A 3,589-nucleotide genomic window follows, 5' to 3' on the forward strand; every position below is an offset into this window, starting at 1 on the left:
AGACCCCTTGAAGACGACGAGGTAGATAGGTTAGAGGTGGAAGTGCAGTAATGTATGGAGCTGACTAATACTAATAGGTCGAAGGCTTATCCATTAGGTTTAGGAAAAGGTTAACGTAGTTAACCTTGGTCAACACGGTTGATCTTGCAAGTTAGAACGGATGATATTTGATGAATTTCTGTGTGTGATTTTGAAGGTATATGTATGTGAAGCAGCTAATGGTAGCTGCTTTTTTTTGCGTTATTTTATATGGAATGGATTGTTTTATAGTTATAATAAGTAAATGTTTAATATAATATTTACCATGATGGGAAGTTTATTTATTATAGGGTTTAAAATAGATCTAATGTGTGGAGTGAGATTCTAAGAAAAACTGGGATTTGAAGAAAAGCTTAAGGTTCAATAGAAAACTTAGGTTTCAATAGAGAGAATAGGGTTTCATGAAAAGCTCAGGGTTAAATGAAAAGCTCAGGGTTAAATGAAAAACTTAGGTTTCAACAGAAAACTAAGATTGAAAGAAAAACTATAGTTCAAAAAAAGCGTAAGGTTCAATAAAACTTAAGGTTAAAATAGAAAAGTAAGATTCAAAGAAAAACTTAGGATTCATTAGAAATCTAAGGTTCAAAGAAAAGCGTAAGGTTCAATAAAAGCTTAAGGTTCAAAGAAAAATTTAGGATTCAATAGAACACTAAGATTCAAAGAAAAACTTAGTGTTCAATAGAAATCTAAGGTACAAAGAAAAGCGTAAGGTTCAATAAAAATTTAAGGTTCAAAGAAAAATTTAGGATTCAATAGAAAAGTAAGACTCAAAGAAAACCTTAGATTTCAATAGAAAACTGAGATTCAAAGTAAACCTTAAGGTTCAAGAAAACCTTATAGTTCAATATAAAAACTTAAGATTCATTAGAAAAGTAAGATTCAAATAAAACCTTAAGGTTCAATAGAAAACTGAGGTTCAAAGATAACCTTAAGGTTCAAAGAAAATCTTAGGGTTATAGTAAACTGAGATTCGAAGAAAACCCTAAGGTTCAAAGAAAACCTTAAGCTTCAATAAAACCTTAGACTTAGAAGTAGTAACTAAGAATTTTATAAAAGACAAGATTTCAATTAGAAGGCACGAAATAATTATATTGTAGATTCCAATCTTATGTATTAAACTGTTAATAATTAGAAACAGATCATATATAATCGTTAATCTAGCGATTAGAAAGTTTGAGATCAGGAAGTTAAAAATATAAAAAGGAGTGTATTAGAAGGGCAAAGATGTATGTAATAATAAAGTTGAGTTAGTGAATACCCTTCTAAAAAACAAAAATCATGTGGGATAATGTATTACTAAAGATGAAACAACTGAAAAATATGAAGTTGAAAAGGAAGATTATGATTTCGCTTATATTTGTCAGCGTGTTTGGTATTTTGTGTTCGGGGATTGCAGGTATTATTATATTTAAAGAGATTATGGTGGGAAATGCGGAGAAGTTATCGAATAACCTGGTAAAGCAGATTGCTTATAATTTGGATGAACGCATTGCGGAGTTTGAGAGTACATCTTATCGAATCGTTAATTTCCAGAGTACGAAGGATTTGCTGTCTCAGAAAAACATAGAAGATGATTCGGTTGAATATGAAGAGAAGAATACTAATTTTGCAGATACCATTATTCAACAGCCTTCTCTTTATCAGTATTCCCGGTCAGCAATTCTGGAATCTAAGTATGGAATGGTTTATCAGTTTACCAGAAGTGGGACAGAGGTTCAAAATATACTGGAAGCTCAGGAGAAACTGGATGAATTAAGAGGGCTGGTGACGAAGAGCAGTCCGATTGCTTGGACGGTTCTAGACGGAGAGATTGTATTTGTAAGGCTGATTGTAAATGATAGGAATTTTGAGGTGAACGGACTTCTGTGCTTTTTTATGAACCAGTCTTTTTTTGACTTTATTGACAGGGGGGATGAACTGCTGTCCAATGAAAATCTTATAATCACCAATGCCCGGTCTGCAGTACTTCAAAATTATTGCTATGATCTGGAAAATGAACCTTTAAAGGGTATTGTTTTTGATAATGATCAGGATTATTTTTTGAAAAACTACAGAGTTCCTTATGAGAAAGAGGAGTATCAGGTAACAAGTATATTGAGCAGTAAGAAACAGTGGCATGTGGTAAGTCTGATTAAAGTTCGGGAACTGATGAAAAAAGAGGAACTTATTTTCCTGGCGGCTGCGTTGATTGTGCTGGTGAGTATTGGTTTTGCGGTATTTTTCACCTGGATTATATCGAAGACGATTACCAGGAATTTAACGCTGATGGAAGAAAATATGAAGAGGATCGAAAAAGGGGATTTCAAGGCAAGAGTTCGTCCGGTTAGTTATGATGAAATTGGGATGCTTGGTTTGCAGTTTAACTATATGTCTGTTCAGATTGAAAATCTGATTGATAATCTGGCAAAAGAAAAATTTGCCAAAGAGGAGGCTGAGTTTAAAGCGCTTCAGGCGCAGATTAATCCACATTTTCTGTATAATACGCTGGGATCTGTAAAATGGTTAGCTCATAAGAAGCAGGACCCGGAAGTGGAGAACATGGTGGATTCGGTCATCTCCCTCATGAGATTTGCCATAAAAAAAACAGATGCATTTATTACGGTAGAGGAAGAAGTAAATTACATACATCAGTATATATTTTTACAGAAGGCAAAGTATGGAGATGCCTTTCAAGTTGATTATGAAATTGATCCACTTACAAAAGGCCTTAAAATGCTGGGATTTATTTTGCAGCCGTTGGTAGAAAACTCTATTTATCATGGGATTGATATGTCAACCGGGGAGGGGAAGATAACAATAAAGGTTCTTGCAGGAGAGCAGTCATTAGTTTTAAAAATTGAGGATAATGGAGTCGGTTTCTCAAAAGAGAGGCTGGATGAGATTTTACATCAGGAGAAAAAGTATAAGGGATTTAACAGCATCGGCATTAAGATTGTAATGGAAAGATTAGCGGCTTATTATAAGAATGAATTTGAATTTCATATTACAAGTGAAGAAGGAAACGGAACTAAGATAGAAATCAGGCTGCCATTCTATCAGGATACGAAGGAGGGGGAGATTTATGAACAATTATAAGGTTTTGATTGTTGATGATGACCAGAATTTCAGGTATGCAGCTAGGGAAATGCTGCCCTGGAAAAAGTATAATTTTGTTATTGCAGCGGAAGCGGTAAATGGGAAACAGGCATTGGACCTGATGCACCAGGAACGGTTTGACCTGGTTGTCACAGATATGAGTATGCCCCTTATGAATGGAGTGGAGTTGATCAGAGCTGCAAAAAAAGAGTTTCCTGATGTGCTATTTGTGGCATTAAGTGCTTATGATGACTTTGAATTTGTGAAAGAATCTTTGAAGTGCGGAGCCGAGGATTATATTTTAAAGTATGAAATGGAGGAAGCGAAAACAGAGCAGGTGATTGCAGAAATGAAAAATAAATTGCTGCAAATGCTGAAAGAAAAAGAACGCCGGCAGTTTATTATGCACAAAGAGAACTTTTTCATTGAAGGATTTCTAAAAAGTATTGTGGAAGGTAAAGAATATTCCAGAGAA

Annotated in this window: 2 protein-coding genes and 1 rRNA gene; all 3 read left to right on the top strand. The window is 34.5% G+C overall.

Annotation, left to right across the window (positions count from 1 at the left end; genetic code table 11):
• Window positions 1-94, top strand: a 23S ribosomal RNA gene (locus tag ACH2DQ_RS27625); the annotation flags it as partial.
• Window positions 95-1,380: 1,286 nt separating this feature from the next.
• Window positions 1,381-3,114, top strand: coding sequence for a sensor histidine kinase (locus tag ACH2DQ_RS27630; RefSeq protein ID WP_394915805.1), 1,734 nt, complete (start codon window positions 1,381-1,383; stop codon window positions 3,112-3,114).
• A partial coding sequence (locus tag ACH2DQ_RS27635) for a response regulator (RefSeq protein ID WP_395028716.1) occupies window positions 3,101-3,589 on the top strand: 489 nt, incomplete at its 3' end. The genes ACH2DQ_RS27630 and ACH2DQ_RS27635, both read left to right, overlap by 14 nt.

Source organism: Robinsoniella sp. (genome assembly GCF_034124845.1).

Coding starts and splice junctions, on each gene's coding strand:
- ACH2DQ_RS27630 (WP_394915805.1), top strand. CDS start 1,381: ATGATTTCGCTTATATTTGTCAGCGTGTTTGGTATTTTGTGTTCGGGG.